The sequence below is a fragment of the Lysinibacillus sp. FSL M8-0337 genome (assembly GCF_038593855.1).
Classification (GTDB): Bacteria; Bacillota; Bacilli; order Bacillales_A; family Planococcaceae; genus Lysinibacillus; species Lysinibacillus sphaericus_D.
The window spans coordinates 143,495-166,458 of the sequence record NZ_CP151996.1 but is presented as its reverse complement, the minus strand read 5'-3'; the positions used below and the strand labels follow the sequence as shown (position 1 = coordinate 166,458).

Here is a 22,964-nt window from a genome sequence, read left to right as displayed (position 1 = left end):
ATTGTCTATGAGACAGGAATGTCTCGAAAATAGTCGATTGGATATTTATTCATATAGCAGAATAAAAAATCTATCTGCTAATTAAGATATACTCTTTCAAAATAATTTTCAAGCTATACATGAAATTTTTTAGCAAAATATTTTACACAGAATTTTCTAACAAATCAATGTTTTTTTATTTTTCGGTTAATATATTTTTAAAATGCTCCTTTATAGGTGATACTATACTATTTTCCTTCTTCTAAATTTTTATTCCTGTCGTTAAGTAAATACCCTATATTTCCTTTATATAAACATCCTTTTATAAGTCATAAAGCAATGTAGCTGGCCAAATAAAAAAGCAAGGTAACGACGTTTTAAACGCCCTATACCTCGCCTTGCAAACGATATCAAATTTTTAGTGCTGTTACTATTCTTTTTCTGGAAATAGCTTTGATTTTAATTCATCTTCACCAGAACCTTCTGCTAACGGTACACGAGATCGATATGCGGCACGACATATTAAATGCCCTGCTACTGGTGCTGTGACAAACACAAAGAGAATACCTAATATTAATCGCACACTCACATACCCGTCATGTATCCAAAAATAAATAAATGCGCCTAACAAACAGGTTAGTACAGATAACGTTGAACTTTTTGTTGCAGCATGTGAGCGCGTGTAGACATCTGGCAAACGAATCATACCAAACGCACTAATAACACTTACAATAGAACCGACAAGTATCAGGATGATTGCCGTCCACTCAATCATTTGATTTACGTTCAACAATCACACCTCTTTCAATATATTTTGTAAAAGCAATTGTACCGATAAACGCCAATATACCTAAAATTAAAATCGCCTCTAAATACGCTTTTGTTTTTAAGACAATCGAAACGATAGCAATGGCCGAAAGAAGATTAATACCTATTGTATCAAGCGCTATCGCTCGATCGGGCATGGATGGGCCTTTAATGACACGATATAGGGACAATGCAATTGACACACTAAATAACGCTAGTGCTAAAAGTAAAATTTTTTCAACCATTAGCGTGTCACCTCCATAATTGCTTCTTCAAATTTTCCGATGGAGCGAATAACGGCATCTTTAGATTGTTCTATATCCATAGCATGGATATAGAACATATCTCCCTCCTCCGAGACCTCCATCACTACTGAACCAGGTGTGAGCGTTAGCAAGAGTGCAAGAGCTGTAATTTCCCAATCTCCGTTCAGCTTTGTTTTATACGTAAAGATGCCTGGCGTAATATTTAACTTTGGGGTTGTGATTTGTTTTAGCACATTATAGCTTGAAAGTAATAGCTCCCAATTAAATAGCCATAGTAGTTTAATAATAGAGAAAACGCGGCGCAAATAAAATTGCGTTCCATAAAACCGATGCATCGCATACAAAATCCCAATACCGACGACAAAACCCATTAAAAAGGTGGAAAACTGTGGCGTGATTTCGTCCTGTAGCAATAACCATAAGGTAGCGATAAATAAATTTAATATAAACTGCATAGCCATTACTTATTCACCTCACCTTGCCATTTTTCTCCATTTAACACTGCATCAATATAAATAGAAGGTGTATGAAGCGTTTCTGCCGCATCCTTCACATAAGGCGCCATCGACTCGGCTCCGATACCTAAAGCAATTGTGCAAACAGAAAGTAATGTTAAAGGCAATACGATTCGCTTTGGAAGTGGTTTTTCATCTTCAATACTGAGGATCGTTTCGCCAAAAAAGGACGATAGAAAAATGCGCAGTAACGAATAGAGGACAATTAAGCTAGAGAGAAATCCTAGCCCTAGTAGTACAAAATTTCCTCCCTCAATCGCGCCTTGTCCTATTAAAACCTTGCCTAAAAATCCACTTAAAGGTGGAATTCCTGCAATTGAACACATCATAATAAAGAACAGCCATCCAAAAAAGGGATAATTTCGAATAAGTCCACTCATATTATCAATAAGTGTTTCACCTGTTACATATATCATCATCCCTACCGCTAAAAACAACATCGCCTTGACGACCATATCATGCATTAAATAATACGTTACACCTTGCAGTGCTGACTCTGTTCCGATAGCTAGTCCAGCAACAATAAAGCCAACACCAATTAGGACATTATATGAAGCGATTGTCCTCACATCTCTTCCAGCAAGGGCACCCATACAACCAGCAAGTATTGTTAGCCCAGCCATAATACCGAGAATTGTATGGGTTACCTCAGTATTCGTTGTAAATAGTAATGTAAATGTACGAACAAGGGCATAAATTCCGACTTTAGTTAAAAGTGCAGCGAAAAGCGCAGCTATAGCAGTTGGAGGTACACTATAAGAACCTGGCAACCAAAAGAATAGAAGTAATCCTGCTTTCAGGCTAAAAACAATTAGAAACACAAGTCCAACTGTAGTAATAAGTGGATCAGCTCCAGCTTCTGTAACCCGCAATGAAATATGAGCCATATTTAATGTTCCGATAGTTCCATATAAAAATGCTAATGCTACTAAAAAAATCCATGATGCAACAATATTAATAAGTACATATTTTAAAGCCTCTCGTAGCTGAACTTTCCCTCCACCTAAGCTAATAAGAGCATAAGAGGCAAGCAGCATCACTTCGAAGCATACAAACAGATTAAAAATATCTCCTGTTAAAAACGAACCATTTACACCTGCTACCATCAAGAGCACAAAAGGATAGAAATACATTTTTTCATAGTGTTCCCCAATTGTAAAAAAAGCGTAAACTATACAAATTGCTGCGACAATATTCGCTACTAAAACAAGTAATACTGCAAAAGAGTCTGCAACAAATAGGATGCCGAATGGTGGTAGCCAGCCACTAAAATCAATGCGCATTACACCTTGCTGTTGAACTTCTAGCAAAAGGACAACGCTAATGAATATAACGAAGCCCAAAGTACACAAACTCAAAATACGTTGAATCATTATATTTTGTCTTAAAAACACAAGTAAAATAGCCGTTATCACCGGCACGATTAATGGTAAAACGATTATATTACTCATCAGGCGTACCTCTCAATTCATCAAATTCCCCAGTGCCATTTGTTTTATAAGCACGATAGCCGAGAACGAGCACAAATGCTGTCACAGCAAAGCTAATGACGATAGCTGTTAAAATCAATGCTTGTGGAAGTGCATCTGTATAAGGACCTGCTGATTCCCCAATCAGTGGCACATCCCCTTTTTTAAGGCCACCCATCGTTAAAATCAGTAAATGTGCAGCATGTGAAAGGACTGCTGTCCCTAAAATGACACGTAATAATTGTTTAGAGAGGATAAGGTACGTCGCCACAGCAACTAATACACCAATTAATAATAGTATTAAAGACTCCATTGGCTATTCATCCTCACTTATACTTAAAATAATAGTTACAACAACGCCAACGACAGTTAGCGCGACGCCAGCCTCAAAAATAGTAACGGTCGAGAAGCCCATTTTCCCGAAAATCGGTACATTAACATATTCATACGTCTGCGTTAAAAATGGCACATCAAAGAAAAGCGAACCGATGGCTGTCCCTGTCGCGAGTAATACGCCCAGTGCAGCAACCTTTTTGAAATCAAATGGCATTCCTTTATGAACTGTTTCAATGTCATAAGCTAAATACAGTAGCACTATTGCAGAAGCAAGCACAAGACCGCCGATAAAGCCCCCACCAGGAGCGTGGTGGCCTGCAAAAAATAAATACACACCAAGCGTTAAAATTATAAATACGATAGCCTTTGTAATCGTACGTAAAATAACATCATTAATTTTCATGGTCTGCCTCCTCTTTTCGCGGCTTTAGTTTTGTTAACGTGTACACGCCTAAGCCAGCTATTAAAAGAACGACAACCTCTAACATCGTATCAAATGCACGAAAATCTCCTAAAATGGTGTTAACGATGTTTGAACCACCTGCTAAATCATAAGCATCATTAAAATACAGTGCTACCGTTTCAAAACGGTCATAATGTACAACCGCCAAGCCGACTAATGTCACCGTAGCCCCTGCAAAAATAGCAATAATAGCATTTGACCACTTCACTCTCTTGCGTGAGTTTTCAGGCATTAAATCCGGTAAATATTTAAAACATAGCAGGAATAATGCTGTTGTCACGGACTCAACAACTAGTTGTGTCAGCGCTAAATCAGGTGCTCGAAATATAACGAAGAAGAAGGCAATCGAATAACCGAGAACTCCATTTAAAAGCATTGCTGTAATTCGCCCTTTGGCAAATATCATCCAGATTGCAGCAAACATCATGACAAACACTAAAACTAACTCATAAGATTCAACAGGTGAATCCTTAGTAAATTCAAATACCATGGCATCAGACCAAATAAAGTATCCTGCAATCAGCGCAACAAAAAATACATAGATATAGACAAAGTAATGAGTTAAATTGCCAGACATATAGCGGTTCGTAAGCTTCATTGAACCTTTTTCACTAAAATTAATAAGATGATTATAATAGCTATTAAATGTATAATTTTGCGAAAAGACTCGGAATAGTGGCTTCCAGCTTTTTAATGTTTTAAATAATATAAAGCCAATAATGATTACACCAAAGGTCATTAATAATTCTGTATTCACACCATGCCATGCAGAAATATGTGGTGTTAACTCACTAACCGTTGGAAAAGTTGGATATATACTAGCCATCGCAGGCTGTAAGATATAATGTCCGAGAACATTTGGAAAAAAGAAAATAGTCACTGCTAATAAACAAAGTATTACTGGCGAAATTAGCATCCCAATTGGTGCCTCGTGTGGTTTTTTGTCCAACTTATTCGGCTGTAGCTTCCCAAAGAAAGTATGGCCAATTAAAATCATGCTGTATACAAACGTAAAAATACTTGCAACCCATGCTACAACGGGGAACAGTATGCCCCACGTATCGATGGAAAAGACCTCAACCTCACGAATAGCCAAAACCGCGGCAAAGAACATTTCCTTACTTAAGAAGCCATTAAACGGTGGTAATCCCGCCATCGAAAAACCACCTATTACTGCAATCGTAAATGTCACAGGCATCAAAGCCATTAAACCACCAAGGCGTCGAATATCGCGTGTACCAACTTCATGATCGACAATACCGACCATCATAAATAACGCCCCTTTAAACGTGGAGTGATTAATAAGATGGAACAATGCCGCAAAGCTTGCCTGTGTGTATATAATGGAACTTTCTGCATAGCCAAAATAGTGACCCACAGAGCCCAAGCCAAATAAACTCATAATCAACCCAAGCTGGCTGACAGTTGAAAAGGCAAGTAAAGCCTTTAAGTCTGTTTGACGTACAGCATTGAACGAGCCCCAAAATAATGTTACAAGGCCAATTCCACTTACTAACCAAAACCAAACTGGCTCACCACCAAATACTGGAGAGAAACGCGCAACTATATAAATTCCAGCCTTCACCATCGTAGCTGAGTGGAGGTAGGCACTAACTGGAGTTGGCGCCTCCATCGCATCAGGCAACCAAATATGAAATGGAAATTGAGCTGATTTAGTAAAAGCACCTATTAAAATTAACAATAGCGCAGGAACAAACAATGTGTGCTCGCGTATCATCTCAACGTTAGACACAATGTCACGGATACTAAATGTCCCAGATGCTACATATAACATTAGAAAACCTGCGAGCATGGAAAGACCACCGAAGACTGTGATCGTCATGGCTTTTCGTGCACCAGCACGTGAAGCTTTACGATGATGCCAGAAGGCGATTAACAAAAATGATGAGACGCTTGTTAATTCCCAAAACGTATATAGCACCATTAAATTATCTGAAAAGACGACGCCGAGCATAGCGCCCATGAATAGTAATAAGTAGCAGTAAAAATGATGAAGAGATTCTTTCGTTGATAAATAAAAAATTGAATATAAAATAACTAAACTACCTACACCTGTAATCAGCAATCCAAAAATGATACTGAGTCCATCGAGGTATGTCGTGAAGTTTATATTAAAAGAGGGAATCCACTCATATGTATCAATAAATGTTTTACCCTCGGCAATTTGAGGAATGTACCGTGCGAGTAAAATAAACAATATGATTGGAACGGATAAAACAAACCAGCCTAAATGTGCCATTCGCCTTAGTCGCCTGTAAAGCAAGGGAATCAGCGCAGCACAAACAAATGGTAAAAGTATCGCAAAGAGAACTGTGGCCAAATGAAAACCTCCTACAATCAAATTCGTCCAGCGAATTAGCATCTTCAATTTTGTATGTTTCATAAGCACTGCATAATACAAGTCAGTTAGAGCATGAATATTGTATTAGCATAACTTTCTACAAAAATTTTTGATACTCGCCTTTGTGCTTTTATTTACACAGCAAGCATCGAAAAACCTACCGATAAATCAAAAGCGTGTTATATCTACCATTCTTTGAAGTAAGGTAGATTTTATACGTAAAAAGATGAACAAATATATCAGAATTCTTTTACATTTTGGTATTTCTATACGCCATGGCTGAGCGTATGAGACATTTATCTACTGAAAAGCGTCTCAATGCATCAATACTTGACTATCCATTTAACTCACTGCATAATAATGTGGCATATGGAAGCTATTTATTTAAACGCACGCCATGCATAAACAAAGAAGCCTTAGAACACGGACATTAACCAAATTCCTTAAGTGTTTTCTGTATACCGTCATTAACTTTTATTCATTTTTAAGTATACAATATAAATAAGCATAATGCACTGTAACAGCATTGATTTTAGCTGTTTTAGGATAATTTTTTCATATTACACAGTACAAATAACAAAATAACAATAGGATAAAGAGGTGTATATTTTAAATGAAGCATGTAAAAGGGAGATTGGACGAAAGTATTTTAGTATGTGTCTATTATGGGCTTAACGGGGAACGCTTAATTCGTCGCGGTCATAAAATGGCTACGATGCTCGATTGCCCACTTTATATTCTTTCAGTCGATTCACAACCTCTCGATGCATTTGATGCAGAGAAATCTGGTTATATTGAACAGTGGAAAAACCTATCTGAAGAACTTGATGTTGAAAAATTTATTTTAGTAGATAATGAAAAACGCCCAATTCAAAAGGTTATTGCTGAAGTGGCTAAAAATTACGGTATTTCACAAATTATCGTAGGTCAAAGTGCACAAAGTCGTTGGGAGGAAATTACAAAGGGCTCTTTCCTAAACGTTCTGTTAAAGGAAGTTCCTTTTGTAGACTTTCACATTGTCGCTGTCCAACGACCAACTGAAGATGATGCCTATGATACATATGAAAAAGGGGTACGTGCTTATTTGATTAAAGAACAGGACAATTTCAAAGTAGCCTTTACCTGTCCTAAATATGTTTCAATTGAAGGTATTTTCTTTAAAGAAATTGGCACTGATTTTGACAATGGGATTTTTAAATTCACGTACAATGATAAAATGCATGAAATCCATATTTCTGAAGGTCTAGTAACAGATAAAGAAAAATTGCCACAAGAGTTTACTTCTCCGTTACGTCAATAGTTGCCTGTTATTTAAATATTGCAGGGGCAAAAATATTCCCTGTGTAATTAAGACAAACTAAAAATTTTAACCGCCAACAACGGCATAGCAAAAAAGAGGTTGGGACAAAAGAGAAAAGGTGTTAGATTGATGGCAGTCAATCTAACACTTTTTTGCTACGCCGTTGTTGTCCGCTACGGCGGTGCTTTCCGCTCAGCACAGTAAGCCGCAACCCTCGCTAACGCGCGGTCTGTTACGTCTTACATTGTGCGCTGTTCTGAGCAGGAGTCACCGCTTCCGCTACCAACAACTAGTGAACACTTCTAATTTTTTATTTATTGCAAAAGCAAGAAAAGATAAGTTCTCCATATAGCAAAAATTTATGAACACCTTTCCTCTGTTCTTTAAATTTTTTTAGTTATGTCCCAGCCTCTTCTTCTCTTTTGCCCAACCTTTATAAAGCCGAAGCCGGTGTATCTTTAGGCAAGAAAAATGCCACTAGTAATAACAATGGTAATAAGGAAACGACTAGCATTGTAAAATCAATACCTTTATGATCCATTAAAACACCAATAACAATAGCACCAATTGCTCCCATACCAAATGCAAAGCCAGTTGTTAGCCCAGCCATTGTACCAATTTTAGTTGGTACGAGCTCTTGCGCATAGACAACCGTTACAGAGAAGCTAATCATAATTAATGTTCCGATAATGACTAAAAATATTGTTGCAGTCCATAGCGGTACATAAGGCAAAGCTAAACAGAATGGCATCGGCACGACAACTGAAAGTAAAATAACATTTTTTCGTCCAATACGATCTGATAATGAACCCCCAAAAAAAGTACCAACAACGCCAAAAGCCATAAAAGTAAATATTAATATTTGTCCAAGACGTAGACTTACATCATAATGATCCATTAAATAGAAAACATAAAAACTTGTTATATTTGTTGTATAAAATGATCTTGCAAAAATAATAGTAAATAATAATGTTAAAGCAATTCCCACCTGTTTCTTTGTTAATGGTGGTAAAGATGATACCAATGTACGTTTTTTCTTTGCTAACCGTTCTTGCTCCAATTGCTTCTTATACCATTTAGCAATTTTACTCAATAAAAGAATCCCAAAAGTTGTTGCGATTAAGACGAATGCCGCTCCGCGTTGTCCAAAAATATCTAATATATAAGCACTGATTAATGGTGCTAGCGCTTGTCCAGAGTTTCCACCGACTTGATAAATTGATTGTGCAAGGCCTCGTTTAGAACCTGCTGCCATAAAAGATACGCGTGAACCTTCTGGATGAAAGATAGCTGAGCCAAAACCTAAAAATAATACAGCTACAAGTATCACCCAATACTGCGCTGTAAAGGCTAGAATAGCAATACCTATAAACGAGCTAATCATTCCTATTGGTAAAGCATAGGGCATCGGTTTTTTATCACTGACATAGCCGACAACTGGTTGTAAGGCAGAAGCAAACATGTTTAATACGAATGAAATAAGCCCGATTTGTGTAAAGGTCAAACCGAGCTCACTCTTCAATATTGGAAACATCGCAGGGATTACAGCCTGCATTGTATCATTGATTAGATGGGCAATGGCAATAGCAATCATAATCGGAAATACCGGGTTGTTGTGAGAATGCGTCATTTGTTTGTTCATGCTACCACCACACTTCCTTATCTATTTGGTTCTTTAATTTAATTTAATTTAATTTAATTGTCGCATACAATTCCTCTTTTTGCACAAGCTATTCTTCGACGATAGCAGTTTAAGGAGTTGATTGTTGTATGACTGTAGATGAATTTTTTCACGCCAATGTTTTTGAAATGATACTTAGGGCAACTCTATCCTTTTTTGCATTACTCATTGTTACACGATTACTTGGCAAAAAGCAGCTAGGACAGCTTACATTTTTCCACTATACAACAGGTATTACGTTCGGATCCATTGCTTCAGAAATTGCAGCACAGTCTGAAACACCTTTTTTAGAGGGACTTATTGCATTAATTTGGTGGAGCGTTTTAACGTATCTTATGACCATTATTACCATTAAGTCTAAAAAGGCGCGTGTGCTGATTGACGATAAGCCTACTATTGTTATTCAAAATGGGCTTATTTTAGAATCTGCACTCAAGAAAAATCGTTTACACACGGATGAGTTAACGATGATGTTACGTGAACAAGCTGTATTTTCCGTGCAAGATGTCCAATATGCCATACTGGAGACTACGGGTAATTTAAGTGTATTGGCTAAGCCTACAGAGCAGCCCGCTACAAAACAAGATGTAAAGGCAGATGTTACACCGCCTACCTATTTACCAACAGAAGTCATTTCCGATGGACAACTGATAAAAGAAAATATCGTCGAACTTGAATTAACCGAAGATTGGGTTATGAAAAAATTAAAAAAACAAAATGTCCAAACTTACGAAGATGTCTTTTTTGCACAAGTTCAAGCGAATGGCTCTTTATATGTCAGTCTAAAAGATAAAGCGAGACGGTCAAGCCCTTAAGCTTGTTTCGTCTTGCCTATTCTACTTGCATTATATCCAATGGTGTAATAATACCAATCAGTTTTTGGTGTGTTTTGCCGTGCTCTGTAATCAACAACGCTTCAAAACGTCTTCCTCTCTCCACACCTTGCTTAAATATTTCCTCTGCCTCATAAATCGTTATGTATCTACTCACAAATTTGTAATTCACTCTATTTTTTTCGTGTAATAATATATCATGCAATGTAGGAACGTGCCTCGGTACATGATTGCCTCCCATGACAGATGCAAGCCAGTTAGTAATACCAACAGTCGTCACGAGACCTTTAAATTGTGTTTTATTGTAAACCGGAAATTGAGTGAATTTCCGACTACGAATCACTTTTAATACATGCTTTAAAGAATCATTTTCTTGAAAGACCAGCACCTTTTTTTGGAACATTTGTCCTACAAGTGTTGGTTTTGCCAGCGTAGCGTCCATATATTCAATGCGCTCTACGACATCTACATGCGGTTCTGCAATTACATATTCCATAGATGTACGATGGTGGACAATGGCATTGCGTAAATCGGCATAGGACCGTAAATCATCCTCATATTTACGTACCAATACATCCTTTTTCTTCGCCTGATCTACCAAACGGTAAAATGGCATAAAATCTTTTGCACCAATAATATCTCTTAGCCTATGGTCAATTCGATTAAATGCCGTTAGAAAGCGATCAGAATTTTGAGTAGTAACCAATCTTATCACCTACCATAGCAATAGTTTATATTTTTTGAGTTATTTGACAAATATTGAGTTATAGCTACATTATATTCCTAAGTTATGGATATTCCAAGAAAAGTTCATGCAATAAATCATGCGTTAAACTAAGAAAATAACTATTGCGTCAAAATGTTTACTTCAAAGGAACACCTCTCCCAATCAACAATTTAACACGCCTTATCACGCTGTTATTTAGACGCTGCGCTCAATAACACAAGTAGTTTTCTTTCTAAATAGAAAAAATCCACTAGACTTCCTGCAAAAGTCTACGTGGATTTTTCATTTTTAAAAGCGTCTCCCTTTTAGAAGTGAAGAATAACAAGAAAGCCAGTTATATTTTCGTCAATGATGCATTTTTCTTCATTGAAAAAACACCGATACTCATACACACACATATAAGAACAACTGTCATAACTAGGCTCCACCAATAATCGGGCATCTCCATCGTGCCACGAATAAGCTGAACACCGTATAGTGGTAATTTCCAAGGTGATATAGTCCAAAACGTACCTACAAGCCCATCAATAATTTGACCAATAAAAATAATAATAAATGCAGCTGTTGCCGCAACAGTTGTTTTAAATGCAGCGCTCATCATTAACGTTAATGCTAAGACAAATAATACCCATATAAAATACGTACCGATACTTGCCAAAAGCGTATCAACTTCAAATGTTCCATACAGCACAATCGTATAGTACACACTTGCTGTAAACCCCGCCACTATACTAACAAAGCCAACTGCGCTGATCACAATAAACTTACTTATAAAAAAAGAAGCAAATGAAATAGGTCGTACATATAATAAGGTGGCTGTTCCATTTGAACGCTCCTTACTAATAGCCCCTACAAAAGAAGCCATCAGTACCAGTAAACCAATTAGTTGAAACTGACTAATTGTTGCAAGTAACAGATCGGCTGGTACTAATTCTGGCATCAACATTTCAAAACCTTCAGGCATATTGCCAACCGCTTCTAGAATATCCATCATATAATAGTTAGTTAGTGGTTCACTCATACCTAAAAGTGCGAAAACAAGTGGAATCCATAAAAACTTTCTACTACGCCACGCTTCTCGGAATTCCTTCTGAAGAAGTACGTTCATACCACTCATACTCGTTTCGCCACCTTCATAAAAATTTCTTCGAGCGATGCCGTTTGACGTGCAACATTTCGCACTAAATACGGATAAGCAGTAAGGCTTTCAAGCAATTGCTGCATGCTCGGTTTATCTTCTTGAATGGCTACAGACACATAGCAACCATTGACTGTACATTTAAATGTAGATTGACTGACAAAATACTGCGCCTCTTCCACTGTGCTAAACTCTACTACATAATTTGGCTCATCATAACGTTGGCGTACTTCACGTAATGTCCCTTGTTCGACAAGTTTGCCATCACGCAAAAATAATAACTGGTCTGTCATCTCTTCCGCATCATTTAAAATATGTGTGGAATATAAAATCGTCGTCTGCTGCTGTAAACCTTTTAATAAATCAAGTACTTCCCTACGTCCAACAGGGTCTAAAGCAGATACTGGTTCATCTAACAACAGTAGTTTAGGCTTATGGACAATTGCCTGGGAAATACCTAACCGTTGTTTCATCCCACCGGAAAACGTTGCAATTTTTTTATGAAGATCATTTCCTAAGCCGACAAATTCTAATGTTTTTTGAGCTTCCTGCTTTGCCTTTTTAGCGGATACACCGCTTAACTTCGCAACCATTTCCGTAAACTCTAATGCACTTAACCACGGATGAAATTGTGGATATTGCGGTAAAAACCCAATATTTGCTCGTAAATCTCCCCCCACCATATTTACACTTCCGAAAGAGGGTCTTAATAAACCTGTTAACATGGATAAGGTTGTTGTCTTTCCTGCTCCATTTGGTCCAATTAACGCTGTAGAGGTATGCTCTTCCAGAACAAAATCAATGGCATCCACTACAGTTTTTTCAGCAAAACGCTTCGTCAACCCTGTTACCTGTAGTAATGTAGTCATGATTGTTTTCTCCCAACGATAAAATATGCTATTGGTCCAAGTAGATTAATAAATAATATTATCAATACCCATAAAATTTTCGGTCCATTCGTTGCATGAATTTTACTAAGATCAATTAATGCAACAATGACTAAAATAATTTGTACGCCGATTAGTGGCGCTATTACCGCCCAAGGGATATTTGCTAATTCCTCCATCTTCCAAACCACCTCGCCATTTGTTCTAATATAACTATAACAATTTTGTTATAATATGTATATAACAATTTTTATCTTGCTGTAAATTTTTCACTAGGCGCTAAATCAAGAAAGCGTGGATTTCGGTAGATGTCTCAAGTACGGCTGAGACGGCTCTGGCAGGACTGTAACTTGTATATCTGACTTACCTACAAATTAGTCATACCGCAGTTACTTAAATTTATTATAAATTATAAAAAGCCCACCATTTGAACATGGTAGGCTGCGTTTACATATAGATTTGTTTCGTAAGACGATATCATTTTGATGCTAATGTTGATAGCACTACTTTTCATACAATTTCTTTAAAGCAGTAGCCATATTTGGGCGTATCGTTACTTGGGAACGAGCCTTTTTAACGGCTACCTCCGCTTCCTCCAAAGAATCAGCTAAGCCAAGTTCCATTAACACAGCCGTTGCAGCTACACCTGCTCGTCCACCCCCACTTCCACAATGGAAGTAAACCTTCTGTCCAGATTCGTAGGCAGCGACTATTTTTTTCGCTACTGCGTCAATAGATTGAGCTACTTGTGCTTCTTCATCAGCGATAGGCAGATGGTTGTAGTTATAGTGTGCTGCTTGCTGTTCTAGTTCAGTTAATCCATTTACTCGAACATCAATGACAACATCTACCTGCTCATTTGAATAAGCCGCTTCAGCATCCTGCGCACCACCAAAAAATAATCGATCTTTCACTAACACATCATAGTTTTTTTCCATCCTATGCACGCTCCGAACTCTTATTTCTCTAATAAATGTTTGATATCTTCATAATACGGTAACGCAGTTAACGCACCTGGCTTTGTCGCTGCCATCGCACCTAAGCGATTACCAAAGCTCACACAACGAACTAGCTCCTCTTCCGTTGTTGGTAAACCGTTGTAATGGACATCGCGCAGAACGCCTGCCATAAATGCATCTCCCGCACCCGTAGTGTCCACTGGCACAACTTTCTCGGTCGGTACATGTATAACCTCACCGTTTAATACTGCATACGTGCCCTCTTCCCCTACAGTTACTAAAATAATCGGCACTAAATAACTGTTTAATTGTTCAATACCTTCTGCTAAAGTAGTCGTCTCTGTTAAGAAAAATAACTCATCATCCGTGACTTTTAAAATATCTACATTTTCAAAGAAAGAAGTAATAGTCTCACGACAAATTTCTTCACTGCTCCAACGCAAAGGTCGAATGTTGGCATCCATTGCGATAATAGCACCTTTTTCCTTTGCCATATCAACAGCAGCACTAGTCGTTGCAAGTGCAGTTGGATGGAACATTGTGCCTGAGCACACAATGAGAGCAGAAGCATGTTTAAAGGCCGCTTCATTTAATTGTGTTGCTTCCACCTGTAAATCGGGTGTCTCATCGACATAATCTTTGAAAATTCGCTCACATGCTTCTGTTAAATGTACGTATACACCACTTACACGTTTTGCAGGGTTAAATACCGCAAAATCGAGGTTCACGCCTTCTTGTGCAAGGCCATCTCGGACAAATTGTGAGCCTTCGTCATCTCCTGTAATCGTAATTAGCGCAGATGGAGCACCGATACGGCTAATGCCTGCAGCCACATTTACCGTTGCGCCACCCATATATTTAGTAAAAGATGTATTCGTTACATCATCAGCAATATAGTCAATAAAAGCATCTCCATAGACTAAAATATAATCCTTATCTTCCTTTGTCATTGTAGTCCCCCCGAAAGTCTATTCATTCTAGATTAACATGAAAGTTGAATTCCAATAAAGTTTTAAACTTTCGGAAAAATAATGAAAGACATACATCATTTATGTCAGCACAACTTCTTTAGCTCAATTTGGCCATCCAAAGAAGGAAAACCCGCCCGTAAAGGCAACCAACGGCAGTGGTTTCTATATTTTATTTGAAACATTTTTCTGTTTTATTCTTCTAACGATTATATTTTTTTCCTGTCGCCAATGCCGGTATCGTCGTATAGTTCGTAAGACGAGGGAATCCTAGCGTCTGCAAGGGTTGTGCTGAGCGGAAAGCACCGACCACAACGTCTATCCATAGCCATACTATTTGCTAAATATAAAGTAGCGAATATTTCAAAAGCTTGAGACATCATCTATCTTTGTTATACTTGCCTATAGAAAGGTAGGGATTTTAACAATGAGTATTACAATTCGACAAGCACAACCACAGGATGCCAGTGCCGTTGTGCCACTAATTATTGATGCGATTGGTGAGATTGCCAACCGTTTAACAGGAGAACAGACAGCTTCAATGATTGAACAAGAACTAACGGTCCTCTTCAAGCGTGAAGACAACAGACACTCTTATTTAAATACTTTTGTTGCTGTGGAAGATGAACAAATATTGGGCATTCTTGTTTACTACAATGGTGAACAAGCCATTCAAATGGATGCCAATCTTGTAAAATGGCTTGAAGAGAAAAATGCTCCTTCGATCACCATCGATCAAGAGGCGCATCAAGATGAATATTATATTGATACAGTTTGTGTAGCACCAGAGGCTCGTGGTAAAGGAATCGGTACACTATTAATCCAATTCGCCATTGAGCAAACAAAACAACGAGGCTTTACAAAATTATCACTGAATGTTGAAACGCAAAAAGAAGATGCTCGTCGCTTATATGAACGTATGGGCTTTGTAATTACTGAACCATGGTCCATCATAGACGAACCTTTCCATCATATGGTGAAACAGATTTAGGATGTGGATTAATTAAGCATGAAAACAAATGTATTATATCCTCTGTTGATTGTCATCGCTTCTAGTAGCTATGGCATTTTATCGACCATCGTGAAAGTAGCTATGTTGCATGGCTTTACATCATCAGAGGCGGTATCGAGTCAGTACATCATTGGCTTTATACTTGTTTTAACAATTTTTATCATCACTCAAAGAAAACTACCGAAACTTTCAAAACACGGACTATTTATATTAGTCAGCGCAGGGATTTTTACAGGTATTACTGGCATCGTTTACGGCGAGTCATTAAAATATTTACCTGCATCTCTAGCTGTCGTTATGCTTTTCCAATTTACTTGGATTGGTTTGTTGTTGGATTGCGTTATCCATAAACGTCTGCCAAGTCGACCAGAAGTCATTTCGATACTGATACTATTTGCGGGGACTATTTTAGCTGCCGGTGTATTGAATGTCGATTTAAGCGATATTGCGATTCAAGGCTGGTTATTTGGGTTAGCTGCTGCATTTACATTTGCCTGCTTTATCCAATTTAACTCTCGTCCCGTTGAAGGTGTTACAACGACATCAAGAGTTTTAATTGTTTCTTTTGTAGCACTAATTATGATTAGTATTTTCCTCAGTCCTGAAATTGCATGGAATGGCAAATTATTTGCAGAAGGCTTATGGAAATATGGATTAGCACTCGGACTATTCGGTATAATCTTACCCATTTATTTATTTTCAATTGCAGTACCCAAAGTGGGTGGCGCACTGGCCTCTATTTTAAGTGCGATTGAACTACCTGTAGCTGTGACTGTTTCTGTTATCGTATTGCATGAATCACTCACTGTTTTACAAGTAATTGGCATTGCTTTAGTTATTATCGGCATGATGCTACCTAGTATGCTTGCCAATCGAAAATCACCCGTAAAAACTCCTTAAAAATGGATAAAACCATTTTTAAGGAGTTTTTAATTTTTACAATCTATCGTTGAAAACAGTCAATTTTTTAAATTATGATAGTAATAACGTTAGAATTTTTTAATTATTCTAACATTAATGCTTTATTTTAGTATTATACTGCACTATGTAAGCAACTCACTAAAGGAAGGGGAAGGGGAAGATGATTATGAAAAAAACACGTATTTTTGGATTTTTGCTTGTGTTGGTGCTGATCGTTGTAGCTGCTTGTAGTAGCACTAACGATAAGGGTTCGACAAAAGATGCTGCAAAAAGCGACACGGCATCTAATGCTGAAAAAGCAGATGGAAACACATCTCCGTCAGGTAAGCTGGTCATTTACACAGGGCGTGATGAAGAAATGGTGCAAGGCGTAATCGATCAGTTTAATGAGAAGTACCCGGACATTCAAGTGGAGTTTTTAACAATGGGAGCTCAACAAATATTAGAGCGTCTACGGGGTGAAAAAGCAAATCCTCAAGCAGATTTTTGGTGGGGTGGTACTCAATCCGCCTTAATGGTTGGAGCAAACGAGGATTTACTCCATGCATGGCAACCGAGTTTTATCGACACAATAGATGCAAACTATAAAGATACAGAAGGTCGCTGGTTCGGTGAAATGCTATTACCTGAAGTCATTATGATTAATAGTGACTTATTAACAAAAGAAACCGGTCCACAAGATTGGGATGATTTATTAGATCCGAAATGGCAGGACCAAATTTTAATTCGTGGTGTATTAGCGTCAGGAACTATGCGCACGATTTATTCATCCATGATTGTTCGTCAAGGTGCCGACACACCTGACAATGGTTATGAATGGCTATTAAAATTAGATGCCAACACAAAAGAATATACGCAAGATCCTAATGCACTTTATTTAAAGCTTACACGTCAAGAAGGCAGTGTTTCTTTATGGAACTTACAAGATATCTTATTGAAAAAATATACAACAGATTATCCGTTTGATTACATTTATCCAAAGAGTGGTGCACCTATTTTAGTAGATGGTGTTGCGGTTGTTAACAAGGCAAAAAATTTAGAGAACGCAAAATTATTTGTTGAATTTTTATTTGAAAAAGAGATGGTTACGAAATTAGCAAACGACTATTACCAAATTCCAACACGCTCCGACATTGATCAAGCGACAATGCCAGAATGGTATCAGGAATTAGATTTAAAAACGTTTGATATTGATTGGCAATTAATGTCGGAAAAAGAGGCAGAATGGATGGAACACTGGGATACAAATATAAAAGGTAGAGGAAAGAAATAAAGTAGCTTAGAAAACCTAAAGGTATCAAGAAGCCCCTCTTGATACCTTTTATTAAAATTTATGTACCGAATATAATAACCTGTAAAGACACATAAAAATCTTTGCACCCCACGCATAATAAAACATAAGGTTACAATACAAGCGTTGTCTAATTTTAGACTAATTTGTTTTTTCAGATTATTCAATTTATAATTATTATACTTAAAATCGAAGGAGGATTACTTATGGTACTAAATAAAAGTATTTTTAAAGGAATCGCTTTTCTGTCATTCGGATTTTAATTTCTATCCTTAAAGTTTGCGATTTTATCAGTTAATTAAACAATTCCGCGTGACAGGCTAACGCAAATTGTATTTGGAATATAAATACAATATATATTGTATAATTAGGTGAAGAATCATGAATACATTTTACTCTTATTTGAAACTTCTTGTAAAAACTCTGCCTCTTTTTTGGGGTGCTTCTAAGTTTTATTCAATTATTTTGTTTGTTATTATTCCTTTTCAAGCTATATTACCATCTCTAACTCTATGGTTTTCGAAAGGATTAATAGATGCCATTTCTACTACCGACACCATCGTTTATTCTATCATTATTTTCTTTGTACTATCTTGGATAATCGTGTCATTTATTCATGCCATTTTAGGTCCTGTTGAAATGACCTTTCAAGGTTTAATAACGGATAGATTAATTGCCCAATTAAATAAAAGCTTGATGGATAAATCCTCAGAAATCAAAGGATTATACTACTTCGAAAATCCGGAATTTTATGACGATATCCAAGTGCTTGAGCAAGAGGCTGCGTGGCGACCAGTAAACCTAATTGTTTTTACTTCGGGTATGATTAGTAGTGTACTAACAGGCATTTCGATGCTGGTGTTATTAACAAACTTTAATATTTTGATAGCAACCATTGTTTTTGTTGCGATTATTCCGCAGGCTATCGTTACCTATCGATTACAGAAGGAAGCATTTGAAACACTTGTCACGAATAGTCCGGAAGCAAGGAAGATGCAATATTATAGCTCCGTCATGCTGTCAAAAGAACATATTAAAGAAGTGAAATTGTATAACACAGCTACCTTCTTCATTAATAAATACATGATGACATTTAATAAAATTCATACTAATATTAAAAAAATTAGATATAAACAAGCTTGCTACTCCATCTTCTTTGTTGGAATTGGCATGGTCGGGATTGGCTTTAGTTTTTGGTGGGTAGTTACTGGTGTACTGAATAACACATTTACTGCAGGAGATATATTAATTTTTGCTTCGTCTATTTTACTTGCCCGTCAAAGTTTGGCGAGTTTTATCGAAAATTCAAGCTTGCTCTATGACACGCTACTTTATATGGAAAAATACTTTAAATTTATTTCTTTAAAATCAGATATTACATCAGGTGAGAAAATATTGTCGCTAGAAAAAAATGAATTTACGATTCGATTTAACAATGTATCCTTTCAATACCCTAATTCCTCAAAACTGATTCTCGACAATATCAGTTTTACAATCAACATGGGCGAAAAGATTGCACTTGTCGGTGAAAATGGTGCTGGAAAATCGACGATCGTTAAGCTAATCACAAGATTATACGAGCCAACCGAAGGAATCATTGAATTAAACGGCATTGATATTACCGAATATGAAATCGACTCATACCGCAAAATTATCGGTATAGTGTTCCAAGACTTTTCGCGTTACCAGTTAACTTATAAAGAAAATATTTTCATTAGTAACACAGGGAATACTAATGATGATGGAAGGTTAGCAATTGTTACCGAAAAAAGCGATCTTGTGGATTTGGTTGCAAGTTTTGATCATGGCTACGAGCAAGTATTAAGTAAAAACTTCGACAATGGCACAGAACTATCTGGCGGCGAATGGCAAAAGGTAGCAATTGCTAGAGCTTACTTCCGCAATGCAGCATTTCTTATTTTAGATGAACCTTCAGCGTCTCTTGACGCAAGAAGTGAGCATCAAATGATTGAATCATTAGCAGACCTCTCATCAACGAAAACATTACTATTAATAACACATAAATTATCTGCTTTAAATATGGTGGATCGTATCATTGTATTGCAAGACGGACATATAGCAGAGGAAGGTTCGATGCAAGAACTGTTGACCAGCAAAGGCTATTTTGCGGAATTGTATCAACTACAGGCTAATAAGTATGTCAATTGGTGAAATCAATGCATAACTGTCTTTTCAAAATAGAAAGGAGCATTGCATTTGAAAAATGTCAAAATCGAAAATGTCTCTAAGCAATTTGGGAAAGTGCAAGGTGTAAAAGATTTAAATCTCGAAATCAAAACGGGTGAATTCTTTACCTTCCTTGGGCCTAGTGGCTGTGGGAAAACGACGACATTGCGAATGATTGCAGGGTTTTATTATCCTACTGAAGGAAAAATTTTTTTCGATGATCGCGATGTGACATTACTTCAGCCAAACAAACGCAATATTGGTATGGTGTTTCAAAATTATGCCCTGTTTCCACACATGACAGTAGACGAAAATATTGCTTTTGGCTTACAAGTACGAAAACTCTCTAAACAGGAAATAACACAAAAAGTTGACCGCATTCGAGGACTTGTACATTTAGCGCAATATGGAAGCAGGAAAATTAATGAATTATCTGGTGGTCAGCAGCAGCGTGTTGCCCTAGCTAGAGCACTTGTAATTGAGCCTGATATTTTATTACTCGATGAACCATTGTCGAATTTAGATGCAAAGTTACGTGAGGAAACACGAATTGAAATTAAAAGAATTCAATCCGAATTAGGTGTTACAACCATTTATGTAACACACGATCAAATGGAAGCGATGTCCATGTCGGACCGCATTATGGTGATGGACAATGGTTACGTAAAACAAATCGGCACACCACAAGAAATTTATAATCGGCCAGTAAATCGCTTTGTTGCCGATTTCATCGGGGAAACCAATTTAATCGAAGCGACAATCTTTGCCATTAACGCAGATGAAGTGCAAGTAAAAACAAAGAATGGACTTGTTCTAACTGGGCGAAAGCAACACAGCTCCCCTACTTTAACGCATATGATTGGAGACAACGTGTTTATTTCGATTCGTCCAGAGTCTGTCAATCTAGGCCCTGGAGAAAATACATTAACTGGAACAATCACATTTGTCGAATTTACAGGAATAAGTGTAAATTACATTGTCGATTTTATTGAATTCTCCTTGAAAGTGATGATTATCAATAAAAATGCACAATTAAAAAACATTGGCGAAAGTATTACTTTAAATATAGCGCAGGAATCACTATATTTTTTAGGAGAATAGGAGGCAGACCACATGGAAAAACCACCTGTACATTCTTATCAAAGTAATGCTTGGACACGGCTAACGCAATCTAAATGGTTTGTCTATATTTTAATTTTACCTTTGTTTTTAGTATTGTTTGCTTATGTCATTTATCCTTTCTATCAAACTTTTCTTCAAAGTTTTTCAGGAGAGCGCGCACTTAGTCATTATCAAAAGTTTTTTAGCCTTGCTAGTCCTGCTAATCTTGAGGCGCTATGGACTAGTTTATATATATCCATTATTAGCGTGATTTGCTGTGCACTTGTTGGTGTAACAATGGCATTTTTATTAGAACGCTATGAATTTCCAGGTAGACGTATATTATCTATATTAGTATTAGTGCCAATGGCTCTTCCACCACTTGTTGGCGTACTCTCTTTTACATTCTTATACGGAGAAAGTGGCATTTTCCCACGCGCAATTCAGCATTTATTCGGCTTAAAGCAAGTACCCTTTTCTTTAAAAGGTATATGGGGTGTCATCGTTGTCCATACATTTACCATGTACACATACTTCTATTTAACCGCTTCGGCTGCTATTAAAGGACTCGATCCATCATTAGAGGAAGCAGCAACTAGTTTAGGTGCAGGGCGTATTCGTGTATGGACAAAGGTTATTTTACCGATGTTGACACCTTCTATTATTGCATCTGCCTTGCTCGTCTTTATGGTATCAATGGCATCCTATACGGCACCATTAATGTTTGGTGTCGAACGAACGATGACCATGCAAATTTACTTATCACGGACAAATGGTAATTTAGAAATGGCCGCTACACAGTCAATGATTTTATCGTTTGTATCCATTTCATTTTTGATTGTTATGCGCTGGTACCAAAACCGTAGAAATTACCAAAATTTGAGTAAAGGCATTAGTGTTCATCGCTCAGAAGTATCTTCAAAATTCATGAAAATAATTGCTACAATAGCTTCTTTTGGCGGAACACTGATTTTAATTTTACCCATTTTAGTGCTGATTTTAATTTCCTTTTCAGTCGATGGTGCATGGAAAACCCAAATACTGCCCACCGACTACACCGTCGATCATTATGTGGCACTCTTTACTGATGAACGAACGTGGAGACCTATTTGGAACTCCATCCAAATGGGTATTGTCGCAACGTTTGGTAATGTACTTTTTGGTGTCGCTGCAGCCTACGCAATGGTGCGTCTCAACTTTAAAGGGAAAACATTGCTCGATATTTTAATTATGGTTCCTTGGGCACTGCCTGGGACTGTTGTTGCCGTCAATTTAATTGCTGCCTTTAGCACTGAAAATATTTTTGCCTTTAACCATGTGCTGATTGGTACGTTTTGGATTTTACCGCTTGCTTATTTTATTAGACATTTACCACTTGTTTTCCGTTCAACATCAGCCTCTCTTGTGCAATTAGATCAGTCGATTGAGGAGGCGTCACGCAGCTTAGGTGCAAATTGGTGGTATACGTTTCGACGTATCGTCCTGCCGCTAACTTTTTCGGGCATATTAGCAGGAACATTACTAGCGCTTGTCCAAAGTTTAGGTGAATTCGTAGCTTCTATTCTTATTTATAGCACTTCTACGATTCCGCTATCTGTCGCTATCTTTCAAAAATTATATGCCTTTAAATTTGGAACTGCTTGTGCCTATGGTGTTTTACAAATTTGCTTAATTTTAATAGTACTTATTATTTCGGAAAAGCTATCAAAGGGCAGTGCTGGCTCAGCCATATAACTGTTATTCTATTAGGAGGCCATTAATT

Annotated in this window: 22 protein-coding genes; 8 read left to right on the top strand and 14 right to left on the bottom strand. The window is 37.3% G+C overall.

Going from position 1 to position 22,964, the window contains the following annotated elements:
* Window positions 1–409: 409 nt before the first annotated feature.
* The 7 genes from MKY08_RS00800 to MKY08_RS00770 are packed head-to-tail and all read right to left on the bottom strand — an operon-like array spanning window position 410 to window position 6,176.
* Entirely contained in the window at window positions 410–769 is a 360-nt protein-coding gene (locus tag MKY08_RS00800; RefSeq protein ID WP_069508775.1) for a Na+/H+ antiporter subunit G, read from the bottom strand.
* Window positions 747–1,031, bottom strand: a complete 285-nt coding sequence (locus MKY08_RS00795; RefSeq protein ID WP_024360779.1) for a Na(+)/H(+) antiporter subunit F1 — start codon at window positions 1,029–1,031, stop codon at window positions 747–749. Before MKY08_RS00795 ends, MKY08_RS00800 begins: the two co-directional genes overlap by 23 nt.
* Window positions 1,031–1,513 carry a Na+/H+ antiporter subunit E gene (locus MKY08_RS00790; protein ID WP_069508773.1) on the bottom strand — a complete coding sequence of 161 codons (483 nt, stop codon included), beginning with the start codon at window positions 1,511–1,513 and terminating at the stop codon, window positions 1,031–1,033. Before MKY08_RS00790 ends, MKY08_RS00795 begins: the two co-directional genes overlap by 1 nt.
* On the bottom strand, window positions 1,513–3,018 hold the full coding sequence (locus MKY08_RS00785) for a Na+/H+ antiporter subunit D (protein ID WP_069508771.1): 1,506 nt from the start codon (window positions 3,016–3,018) through the stop codon (window positions 1,513–1,515). Before MKY08_RS00785 ends, MKY08_RS00790 begins: the two co-directional genes overlap by 1 nt.
* Window positions 3,011–3,349 (bottom strand): Na(+)/H(+) antiporter subunit C, encoded by a 339-nt coding sequence (locus MKY08_RS00780; protein ID WP_069508769.1) that lies wholly within the window; start codon window positions 3,347–3,349, stop codon window positions 3,011–3,013. The genes MKY08_RS00785 and MKY08_RS00780 overlap by 8 nt, the downstream gene beginning before the upstream one ends.
* A 3-nt stretch (window positions 3,350–3,352) precedes the next feature.
* Entirely contained in the window at window positions 3,353–3,775 is a 423-nt protein-coding gene (locus tag MKY08_RS00775) for a Na(+)/H(+) antiporter subunit B (protein ID WP_069508767.1), read from the bottom strand.
* On the bottom strand, window positions 3,765–6,176 hold the full coding sequence (locus MKY08_RS00770) for a Na+/H+ antiporter subunit A (protein ID WP_176723129.1): 2,412 nt from the start codon (window positions 6,174–6,176) through the stop codon (window positions 3,765–3,767). Before MKY08_RS00770 ends, MKY08_RS00775 begins: the two co-directional genes overlap by 11 nt.
* 634 nt (window positions 6,177–6,810) lie before the next feature.
* Here MKY08_RS00770 and MKY08_RS00765 point away from each other — a divergent pair.
* The gene (locus MKY08_RS00765; protein WP_069508765.1) at window positions 6,811–7,497 is read left to right on the top strand and encodes a histidine kinase; all 687 of its coding nucleotides are present in this window, start codon (window positions 6,811–6,813) and stop codon (window positions 7,495–7,497) included.
* Between the two features lie 433 nt (window positions 7,498–7,930).
* Here the strand turns inward: MKY08_RS00765 and MKY08_RS00760 are convergent, their stop codons facing one another.
* Entirely contained in the window at window positions 7,931–9,139 is a 1,209-nt protein-coding gene (locus tag MKY08_RS00760) for an MFS transporter (RefSeq protein ID WP_069508763.1), read from the bottom strand.
* Between the two features lie 128 nt (window positions 9,140–9,267).
* On the opposite strand from MKY08_RS00760, the gene MKY08_RS00755 reads away from it, so the two are divergent.
* Window positions 9,268–9,993, top strand: coding sequence for a DUF421 domain-containing protein (locus tag MKY08_RS00755; RefSeq protein WP_176723128.1), 726 nt, complete (start codon window positions 9,268–9,270; stop codon window positions 9,991–9,993).
* 16 nt (window positions 9,994–10,009) lie between these two features.
* Here the strand turns inward: MKY08_RS00755 and MKY08_RS00750 are convergent, their stop codons facing one another.
* The 6 genes from MKY08_RS00750 to MKY08_RS00725 all read right to left on the bottom strand — a co-directional run bounded on the left by MKY08_RS00750 (window position 10,010) and on the right by MKY08_RS00725 (window position 14,672).
* Entirely contained in the window at window positions 10,010–10,717 is a 708-nt protein-coding gene (locus MKY08_RS00750; RefSeq protein ID WP_069508761.1) for a CBS domain-containing protein, read from the bottom strand.
* A 355-nt stretch (window positions 10,718–11,072) separates the two neighbouring features.
* Entirely contained in the window at window positions 11,073–11,855 is a 783-nt protein-coding gene (locus tag MKY08_RS00745; protein ID WP_069508759.1) for an ABC transporter permease subunit, read from the bottom strand.
* Entirely contained in the window at window positions 11,852–12,745 is an 894-nt protein-coding gene (locus MKY08_RS00740; protein WP_069508757.1) for an ABC transporter ATP-binding protein, read from the bottom strand. The genes MKY08_RS00745 and MKY08_RS00740 overlap by 4 nt, the downstream gene beginning before the upstream one ends.
* Window positions 12,742–12,942 carry a PLD nuclease N-terminal domain-containing protein gene (locus MKY08_RS00735; RefSeq protein WP_069508755.1) on the bottom strand — a complete coding sequence of 67 codons (201 nt, stop codon included), beginning with the start codon at window positions 12,940–12,942 and terminating at the stop codon, window positions 12,742–12,744. Before MKY08_RS00735 ends, MKY08_RS00740 begins: the two co-directional genes overlap by 4 nt.
* A 324-nt stretch (window positions 12,943–13,266) precedes the next feature.
* Complete coding sequence (locus tag MKY08_RS00730) at window positions 13,267–13,701, bottom strand: dual specificity protein phosphatase family protein (RefSeq protein WP_069508753.1); 435 nt, start codon at window positions 13,699–13,701, stop codon at window positions 13,267–13,269.
* Between the two features lie 20 nt (window positions 13,702–13,721).
* Window positions 13,722–14,672, bottom strand: a complete 951-nt coding sequence (locus tag MKY08_RS00725) for a carbohydrate kinase (RefSeq protein WP_069508752.1) — start codon at window positions 14,670–14,672, stop codon at window positions 13,722–13,724.
* A 445-nt stretch (window positions 14,673–15,117) separates the two neighbouring features.
* Here MKY08_RS00725 and MKY08_RS00720 point away from each other — a divergent pair, with 445 nt between their 5' ends.
* The 6 genes from MKY08_RS00720 (at window position 15,118) to MKY08_RS00695 (ending at window position 22,936) form a co-directional block, all read left to right on the top strand.
* Window positions 15,118–15,681, top strand: coding sequence for a GNAT family N-acetyltransferase (locus MKY08_RS00720; protein WP_069508750.1), 564 nt, complete (start codon window positions 15,118–15,120; stop codon window positions 15,679–15,681).
* An 18-nt stretch (window positions 15,682–15,699) separates the two neighbouring features.
* The gene (locus tag MKY08_RS00715) at window positions 15,700–16,602 is read left to right on the top strand and encodes a DMT family transporter (protein ID WP_069508748.1); all 903 of its coding nucleotides are present in this window, start codon (window positions 15,700–15,702) and stop codon (window positions 16,600–16,602) included.
* Between the two features lie 187 nt (window positions 16,603–16,789).
* Window positions 16,790–17,896 (top strand): extracellular solute-binding protein, encoded by a 1,107-nt coding sequence (locus tag MKY08_RS00710; RefSeq protein ID WP_069508845.1) that lies wholly within the window; start codon window positions 16,790–16,792, stop codon window positions 17,894–17,896.
* A gap of 399 nt (window positions 17,897–18,295) precedes the next feature.
* Entirely contained in the window at window positions 18,296–20,086 is a 1,791-nt protein-coding gene (locus tag MKY08_RS00705) for an ABC transporter ATP-binding protein (RefSeq protein WP_069508746.1), read from the top strand.
* A 45-nt stretch (window positions 20,087–20,131) separates the two neighbouring features.
* Entirely contained in the window at window positions 20,132–21,202 is a 1,071-nt protein-coding gene (locus MKY08_RS00700) for an ABC transporter ATP-binding protein (RefSeq protein ID WP_069508744.1), read from the top strand.
* A gap of 12 nt (window positions 21,203–21,214) precedes the next feature.
* Window positions 21,215–22,936 carry an iron ABC transporter permease gene (locus MKY08_RS00695; RefSeq protein ID WP_069508742.1) on the top strand — a complete coding sequence of 574 codons (1,722 nt, stop codon included), beginning with the start codon at window positions 21,215–21,217 and terminating at the stop codon, window positions 22,934–22,936.
* Window positions 22,937–22,964: the final 28 nt, after the last annotated feature.

Excerpts from the sequence above, each read along its gene's own strand:
- MKY08_RS00740 (WP_069508757.1), bottom strand. The coding sequence starts at position 12,745 with ATGACTACATTACTACAGGTAACAGGGTTGACGAAGCGTTTTGCTGAA.
- MKY08_RS00710 (WP_069508845.1), top strand. The coding sequence starts at position 16,790 with ATGAAAAAAACACGTATTTTTGGATTTTTGCTTGTGTTGGTGCTGATC.
- MKY08_RS00775 (WP_069508767.1), bottom strand. The coding sequence starts at position 3,775 with ATGAAAATTAATGATGTTATTTTACGTACGATTACAAAGGCTATCGTA.
- MKY08_RS00765 (WP_069508765.1), top strand. The coding sequence starts at position 6,811 with ATGAAGCATGTAAAAGGGAGATTGGACGAAAGTATTTTAGTATGTGTC.
- MKY08_RS00755 (WP_176723128.1), top strand. The coding sequence starts at position 9,268 with ATGACTGTAGATGAATTTTTTCACGCCAATGTTTTTGAAATGATACTT.
- MKY08_RS00715 (WP_069508748.1), top strand. The coding sequence starts at position 15,700 with ATGAAAACAAATGTATTATATCCTCTGTTGATTGTCATCGCTTCTAGT.
- MKY08_RS00720 (WP_069508750.1), top strand. The coding sequence starts at position 15,118 with ATGAGTATTACAATTCGACAAGCACAACCACAGGATGCCAGTGCCGTT.
- MKY08_RS00780 (WP_069508769.1), bottom strand. The coding sequence starts at position 3,349 with ATGGAGTCTTTAATACTATTATTAATTGGTGTATTAGTTGCTGTGGCG.
- MKY08_RS00735 (WP_069508755.1), bottom strand. The coding sequence starts at position 12,942 with ATGGAGGAATTAGCAAATATCCCTTGGGCGGTAATAGCGCCACTAATC.
- MKY08_RS00760 (WP_069508763.1), bottom strand. The coding sequence starts at position 9,139 with ATGAACAAACAAATGACGCATTCTCACAACAACCCGGTATTTCCGATT.
- MKY08_RS00790 (WP_069508773.1), bottom strand. The coding sequence starts at position 1,513 with ATGGCTATGCAGTTTATATTAAATTTATTTATCGCTACCTTATGGTTA.
- MKY08_RS00745 (WP_069508759.1), bottom strand. The coding sequence starts at position 11,855 with ATGAGTGGTATGAACGTACTTCTTCAGAAGGAATTCCGAGAAGCGTGG.
- MKY08_RS00695 (WP_069508742.1), top strand. The coding sequence starts at position 21,215 with ATGGAAAAACCACCTGTACATTCTTATCAAAGTAATGCTTGGACACGG.
- MKY08_RS00705 (WP_069508746.1), top strand. The coding sequence starts at position 18,296 with ATGAATACATTTTACTCTTATTTGAAACTTCTTGTAAAAACTCTGCCT.
- MKY08_RS00785 (WP_069508771.1), bottom strand. The coding sequence starts at position 3,018 with ATGAGTAATATAATCGTTTTACCATTAATCGTGCCGGTGATAACGGCT.
- MKY08_RS00725 (WP_069508752.1), bottom strand. The coding sequence starts at position 14,672 with ATGACAAAGGAAGATAAGGATTATATTTTAGTCTATGGAGATGCTTTT.
- MKY08_RS00795 (WP_024360779.1), bottom strand. The coding sequence starts at position 1,031 with ATGGTTGAAAAAATTTTACTTTTAGCACTAGCGTTATTTAGTGTGTCA.
- MKY08_RS00730 (WP_069508753.1), bottom strand. The coding sequence starts at position 13,701 with ATGGAAAAAAACTATGATGTGTTAGTGAAAGATCGATTATTTTTTGGT.